Here is a 7447-nt window from a genome sequence, read left to right on the forward strand (position 1 = left end):
CCCCCCGTTGAAAGCGGCTCGCGCTCCTCGGGTTCCCCGAGGGTTTAGCGAGACAAGACAGGCGGAACGCCGCCTCTCAAACTCTCCTGCGTATGGTTCGATCTGTGTGAAGCGTGGAGCGGCACTCATTCCATTCTGGATTTTAGTTGGAAGTTATTCGGTTGAAATTTTGCTGACACAAGATTTGTATGTTGGGTTGAAGAATGAAACTCGGGCACACCCAACTAGTGGCTAGCGTGAAAGTATTGCCAGCAGGTACGCGCGATTTCCCACTCTTCCTGGGTATGAATCGTCAGCACTCGGACTGGTGAGGCGCTGGTTGCCAGATCGCGATCGTCGCTAGAGGACATCCCGGCGGGTGTAGCGACCCGATCGAGTGCCGGGTCGATCTCTACTCCCAGAAAGGCTAATTTGGTGACTACCGCCGCCCGAATCTCGCAATTGTTCTCCCCCACGCCGCCTGTGAAAATCAGGGCATCTAAGCCGCCCAGAGCAGGGATGAGGGATGCAATTTTGGCAGCGAGTCGATCGATATACATCTCTAGGGCCAGCCGCGATCGGACATTACCCTCGGCGATCGATTTCTCGATTTCCCGCACGTCATTAGATACCCCCGAGACACCCAATAGTCCCGACTCAAAATTTAAGATTCGATCGAGTTCGGTAACTGTGTATTCCCCTTCTCGCAAGAGATGGAGCAGGATACCCGGATCGATCGAGCCACACCGCGTCCCCATCATCAAACCATCTAAGGGGGTAAAGCCCATCGTCGTATCGATACACCGTCCCGATCTCATCGCGGCTAGCGAACAACCATTACCCAAATGACAGCTAATCGATCGCAATTTAGCAGCATCTCGCTCTAATATTTTTGCAGCTCTTTGGGTGCAATATTGATGACTGATGCCATGGAATCCATATTTTCTAATCCCCCGTTCCAGCCATTGATAAGGCACGGGATAAGCATACGCCACTTCGGGGAGATTTGCATAAAAAGCCGTATCGAATACGGCGATTTGCGTGAGCTGATGTGCTGCCGATCCAGACTCATTACTACTTTGTTCGATCGCGGTAATTCCGATTAAATTAGCTGGATTATGTAGCGGCGCATAGATAGACAATCGATCGATTTCGGCTTTAACATCATCATCAATTAGTGTCGGCTGCTGATATTTGCTACCACCATGAACTACCCGATGTCCGATGATATGGATGTCATGAATATTCTGGACAATCTGGGTTTTACCGCTCCAGACCCAACTTAATAATTCCTGGATATCTTCAGCCCGACTCATACCCGATCGCTCGTCACTGACTGACTCTTGGCTGGTTTGCGCCTTTAATACGGCGTTGCCATTAGTATCCCAGTTAACTTTTCCCGTCCATAAAGGGGCGATCGGCTCTGAGGGGATATAGTCATCGCTCAATCGATAAAAACTAGATTTAAAACTACTCGATCCGGCGTTTAATACTAAAATATCGATTTCATTATTTGACATCTATTTCCCAACAATAAAAGTTAACTGAGTTAGCTGCTCACTATTCACTATCCCCTATCCCCTATCCACAAAAGCACGAACACAGCATATTTCACTCTACCTTTCGACCGAGTGTAATCTCCTTCTAACGACAGTGGTCGATAGTGGCGATGGTTAGTAGCGTGAAGAGGTTAAATTAGGAGATTGATGTGGTCACAAGTATCTCAAATCTACATCCCAATCTGACTCAAACTGTTACTTTATCAACACCTCTGAACCCGTCAGAGTTACATCAACTGCACGGATTTTGGCGAGCTTGTAATTATCTGGCTGCGGGGATGATTTATCTTCAGGACAATCCGCTCCTCCGCGAACCTTTGCGCGCCGAACACATCAAAAATCGCTTGCTGGGTCACTGGGGCACTAGCCCCGGATTGAGCTTCATTTATACCCACGTCAACCGCATTATCAATAAATTCGATCTCAACGCTATTTATATTACAGGCCCCGGACATGGCGCTCCAGGCGTATTAGCTCCGGTCTATCTCGAAGGCAGCTACACGCAGATCTATAGCGATAAAACCGAAGATCTCGACGGGATGCGGGCTTTTTTCCGCCAGTTCTCTTTTCCGGGCGGGATCGGCAGCCACTGTACTCCAGAAACCCCCGGCTCGATCAATGAAGGGGGGGAACTCGGTTATAGTCTGGCTCATGCTTATGGGTCGGTCTTTGACAACCCAGACTTGATTAGCATCGCGGTTATCGGCGACGGCGAGGCGGAAACTGGGCCGTTAGCGACCGCTTGGCATTCCAATAAATTTCTCGATCCGCGTCGGGATGGGGTGGTGTTGCCGATTTTGCACCTGAATGGTTATAAGATTAATAACCCGACTGTCTTAGCCCGCATCAGTCATGAAGAATTGGAGCAGTTGTTACAAGGTTATGGTTATACTCCTTACTTTGTCGAAGGGGACGATCCAGATATTATGCACCAGTTGATGGCAGCAACACTCGAGCGCTGTATTGAAGCCATTCACCAGATCCAATCCCGAGCGCGTCATGAGGGCGATATCGAGCGTCCGCTATATCCGGCGATCGTCTTACGCTCTCCCAAAGGCTGGACTTGTCCCGCCGAAATCGATGGGCATAAACTAGAGGGTTCCTGGCGATCGCATCAAGTGCCGCTCAAGGAAGTCAAACAGCGCCCCGAACAGCTAGAAATGTTGTCTGACTGGCTCCACAGCTATCGTCCCGAAGAATTATTTGACGAGCGGGGGACATTGAAACCAGAGTTTCGGGCGGTTGCGCCCCAGGGCGAGCGGCGGATGGGAAGCAATCCTCATGCTAATGGCGGTCTGCTGCGGAAAGTGTTGCGGTTGCCCGATTTTCGGAATTATGGGGTGGATATTGCTACTCCCGGACAAACCCTAGTTTCTAATACTCAGCCGCTGGGCGTATTAATGCGGGATATCATCCGCGCCAATCCTACCAATTTTCGGTTATTTGGGCCGGATGAAACGGCTTCCAATCAACTGCAAATGGTCTATGAAGCCACTAAAAAGGTGTGGTGGGGTCAGTACCTGCCGGAAGACGCTGACGGAGCTGAATTAGCTCTCGATGGGCGGGTGATGGAAATTCTCAGCGAGCATACCTTAGAGGGCTGGCTGGAGGGCTATCTGTTGACGGGGCGACATGGTTTGTTCTCGACTTATGAAGCTTTTATCCATATCATCGATTCGATGTTCAACCAACATGCTAAGTGGTTGGAAATCTCGCGAAAATTGGCATGGCGGGCAGATGTTTCGTCGCTGAATTTATTGATTACTTCGACGGTTTGGCGGCAAGACCATAATGGTTTTAGCCATCAAGATCCGGGCTTTTTGGATGTAGTTGCCAACAAAAGTACCGAGGTGGTGCGGATCTATTTACCGCCGGATGTGAATTGTTTGCTGGCGATCGCGAATCTATGCTTTAAAACCACCAATCAAATTAACGCGATTGTGTCAGACAAGCAGCCTCACCTCCAATATCTGAAGATGGATGAAGCGATCGCGCACTGCACTAAGGGGATTGGGATTTGGGAATGGGCGAGTACCGATCGCGGTGTCGAACCCGATGTTATTATCGCGTGTGCTGGGGATATTCCGACTCAAGAAGCACTCGCGGCTACGGATATTTTACACACTGCATTTCCCGATCTCAAGATTCGATTTATTAATGTCGTCGATCTGCTTGCACTGCAAGCACCACCCGACTATCCGCTCGGTTTGAGCGATCGCGATTTTGATGGTTTATTTACAACCGATAAACCGATTATTTTCAATTTCCACGGTTATCCGTGGTTGATTCATCGCTTGACTTATCGCCGCACCAATCACGATAATTTACACGTACGCGGCTATAAAGAAAAAGGAAATATCAATACCCCGTTAGAATTAGCCATAAATAATCAAATCGATCGGTTTAGCATTGCCATCGATGCGATCGATCGCGTCCCCAAATTACGATCGGCGGGTAGCCACACCAAAGAACAGCTCAAAAATCGTCAAATCGAATGCCGTCAATATGCCTATACTCACGGGATGGATCTACCCGAAGTCTCAAACTGGAACTGGCAAGGCTTAAATTAATTAATAATTAATAATTAATTATTAATTATCCACCAAATTAGGATAGGGGCAGTTTACCTGCTCCTATCCTAATTTTTATACTATATTTAAATCGTCATCATTACTACTGGTTGAATCTGGTGTAAACTCTCGGTTGGATAATTGACACCAGCTTCAAGCACTCTTGGTTGTGGTTTGATTTGGATATTTAAGTATAGTGAGCAGGCGATCGCGATCGCCAAAAATACTTTTTCCATCATACTCACCATTCCTCCTCTATTTACATGCTTATAGCTGCTAATTCGTCTTGATATCCCAATTATGGCATGTATACTGAGAATAACTGTAACCTATGTCACTAAAGTTTAGGATAGGGAATAGGGGATAGGGGATAGGGAATAGGGAATAGAGGGTAAAGAGTAGAGGATAGTGGATAGTGGATAGTGGATAGTGAATAGCGGTAGATAGTTTACCTTTTACCTTTTACCTTTTACCTTTTACCTTTTACCTCTACCCTCTGCCCATTCGCAGTTTACGATATTGCAATTGCAGAGCATCGGCGGCGACGTAAATTTCGGCTTGGAGATCGGTGGGAATTATTTGCGGTTGCTGAGATTCGACGATTGGTTTGTCTTGCTCGAAGATTTTAATAGTGCGATTGTAAGCATCTCGATCTGCCCATTTACCTGTGAAAAAAGTGCGGAAGTTTTGCCATCTACTGACAGTAGTATGTATCTCGATCTTGCCTGGTAAAGTTTGGATTAAGGGTACGTGTGCCGTCCAAATTATCAAGCGTCCAAGGGGTAGATAAACTTCGAGAAATGTTATATTTGGTAAGACAAATCCCGTGCGAGTTTTGATGGGTGCGCGATCGCCTTTGAGTAAAAATCGCCATAAACCTTTGGGCGGTGTGGCGGCGAGACTGACAGTAGCACTTGCGCCGTGGGGATAATGCTCGATCGCTAAGTCGGAAATTTCGGGGAGATCGGGATTACCAAAAGCGCCAGCATGAACGAAGGGTGCATGAGCAAAATCCAAGCCATTTTCGAGGACGCGTTCGTAATTTGCATTCCAATTAAATTCACCCTGAATCGCTCTAAATTCTCCCGATTCTAGTTGGGGAAAGTTGGGCAGCGTGGGTAATTCACTCACCGCATCATCGCCTAAAAATACCCAAATCCAGCCATATTTTTCGCGAACTGGATAGGCAGTCATTTGCGCTTGTTTGGGAATCGTGGCAGTTGGTGAATTTGCCGGGATTTTGACACAAATCCCATCTGGTTGATAGTGCCAGCCGTGATACGGACAGACGATACAATCACCGCTGACAGTGCCCTGCGACAGCGCAGCGCCACGATGGACGCAAGTATTATTCATCGCTTGAATCTGTCCGGTGGTAGTGCGATAGAGGACTAATTCGCGATCGAGGATTTTTAGGAGTTTGGGACTGGTGGAGATAAGATTGCTAAACTCGACGGCATACCAACAATTTTTAAACATGTGATTGACTTCAATTTGGAGGCAGAAATCGCTAATAATTGGACGTTCGGGCAAAAGGTAGCAAAAGTCACTTTTTAGCCGCTGAATAACTAAAAATTGAGTAGTTAAATTCTAAACTCGATCGAGATTGTGGCGAGCGGGTTAGTAGTTTTGACCGCGATGTGGATCGGTCAACAAGTTAGCGATATTATTGAGGACACAGGCAAACATCTTCAGATCGCCAACTAACTATGACTAGTCAACCCAAAATCATTGTCCTCGATGACGACCCCACTGGGTCGCAAACAGTGCATAGTTGTCTGCTTTTAACCCAGTGGGACGTGCCAACATTGAAACTCGGGTTGACTGATACCGTGCCGATTTTCTTTGTTTTGACTAATACGCGGGCGATGACACCCACTCAAGCCGCCGCCGTTACCCAAGAAGTGTGTCGCAATTTAAAGATCGCCCTCGCCGAACTAAATCTGACTGACTTTTTAGTCGTGAGTCGATCGGATTCTACCCTACGCGGACACTACCCGATCGAGACGGATGTCATTGCCGCCCAATTGGGTGGTTTTGACGCGCACTTCTTGATGCCTGCCTTTTTTGAAGGGGGTAGGATTACCCGCGATAGCATCCATTATCTGATCGTCGATGGGGTCGAAACTCCCGTCCATAAAACTGAGTTTGCGCGGGATTCGGTCTTTGCTTACAGTCATAGTTATTTGCCCGATTATGTTGCCGAAAAAACTCACGGTCAGATTCCCGCCGATCGCGTGGTACAATTCTTACTCGCTGAAGTTCGTAATGGTAGTCTCGATCGCTTGATGCAATTAGAGCGCAATCGGTGTTGTGTGGTCGATGGCGAGCAGCAATCCGATTTCGACAGGTTTGCGACAGATATCCTCGCCGCCGTCAGTCAGGGCAAAAAGTTCCTGTTCCGCAGTGGGGCGAGTATTCTCACGTCTCTAGCCAATTTAGGCCCCCAACCGATTCCCGCCACGGAGATGTCCAAATACGTCCGCGATGGCAAACCGGGCGCAGTTATCGTCGGCTCACATGTCCAAAAAACTACCGACCAATTAACTCAGCTCCTCCAAGCTCCAGGAATCGTTGGTGTCGAAATCGATGTCTCGCAACTCGTCGCCGAAAATGCCGCGATGAGAGCTGGGCTACTAGCATCGATCTTGGAGCAAATTCGCACTATCCACGCCGCTGGCAATACCCCAGCTATTTACACCAGTCGTCAAGAACTCACCTTCGATAGCATTCAAGCCCGCCTCCAATTTGGCGAAGCAGTCTCCGCGCTGCTAATGGATGTTATTCGCTCATCTCCGCCCGATCTAGGCTTTTTGATTAGCAAAGGCGGGATCACGTCTAATGACACCCTCAGCAAGGGTTTAGCCCTCTCTACAGCTCGATCGATCGGTCAGATCCTCCCCGGATGTTCGGCAATTGTCACCCCTGCAACTCATCCCCAATTCCCCGATCTCCCCGTCATCCTCTTCCCCGGCAACGTCGGCGACGCCGATGCCTTGGCGACCGCTTATTTGCGATTGGTTGGAAGATAGATGGGAGGTGGGAGATGGGGGATGGGGGAGGTAACAGGTAACAGGTAAGAGGTAAAAGGTAAGAGGTAAAAGGTAAGAGGTAAGGGGTAATGATTAATCACCAAGCTATCTAGCACTATTCACTATCCATTACCCACTATCCACTATCCACTATCCACTATCCACTATCCACTCCCATCTCCCATCTCCCATCTCCCATCTATCCCCTACCCCCTAACAAGGTATTATTATTGATACCAGCAAATCAAACACAACTGAGCTAATTCATAAATGTTATGACAGAAGGCGATCGCAAACCTGAATACAG

The 7447-nt window shown here is 48.1% G+C and carries 6 protein-coding genes; 3 read left to right on the plus strand and 3 right to left on the minus strand.

The window, feature by feature from the left end; all coding sequences use genetic code 11:
* A partial coding sequence (locus RMO35_RS16090; RefSeq protein ID WP_309742338.1) for a hypothetical protein occupies positions 1–235 on the plus strand: 235 nt, incomplete at its 5' end.
* On the opposite strand, the gene RMO35_RS16095 is transcribed toward RMO35_RS16090, so the two are convergent.
* Positions 225–1484: an acetate/propionate family kinase gene (locus tag RMO35_RS16095; RefSeq protein ID WP_396135684.1), complete on the minus strand. Its 1260-nt coding sequence runs from the start codon at positions 1482–1484 to the stop codon at positions 225–227. The genes RMO35_RS16090 and RMO35_RS16095 overlap by 11 nt on opposite strands.
* 203 nt (positions 1485–1687) lie before the next feature.
* Here RMO35_RS16095 and RMO35_RS16100 point away from each other — a divergent pair, with 203 nt between their 5' ends.
* Complete coding sequence (locus tag RMO35_RS16100) at positions 1688–4108, plus strand: phosphoketolase family protein (RefSeq protein WP_309742340.1); 2421 nt, start codon at positions 1688–1690, stop codon at positions 4106–4108.
* 86 nt (positions 4109–4194) lie between these two features.
* On the opposite strand, the gene RMO35_RS16105 is transcribed toward RMO35_RS16100, so the two are convergent.
* The gene (locus RMO35_RS16105) at positions 4195–4347 is read right to left on the minus strand and encodes a hypothetical protein (protein WP_309742341.1); all 153 of its coding nucleotides are present in this window, start codon (positions 4345–4347) and stop codon (positions 4195–4197) included.
* Between the two features lie 250 nt (positions 4348–4597).
* On the minus strand, positions 4598–5587 hold the full coding sequence (locus RMO35_RS16110) for an aromatic ring-hydroxylating dioxygenase subunit alpha (RefSeq protein WP_309742342.1): 990 nt from the start codon (positions 5585–5587) through the stop codon (positions 4598–4600).
* A 230-nt stretch (positions 5588–5817) separates the two neighbouring features.
* On the opposite strand from RMO35_RS16110, the gene RMO35_RS16115 reads away from it, so the two are divergent.
* On the plus strand, positions 5818–7140 hold the full coding sequence (locus tag RMO35_RS16115) for a four-carbon acid sugar kinase family protein (RefSeq protein ID WP_309742343.1): 1323 nt from the start codon (positions 5818–5820) through the stop codon (positions 7138–7140).
* Positions 7141–7447 lie beyond the last annotated feature (307 nt).

Source organism: Chamaesiphon sp. OTE_20_metabat_361 (assembly GCF_031364565.1).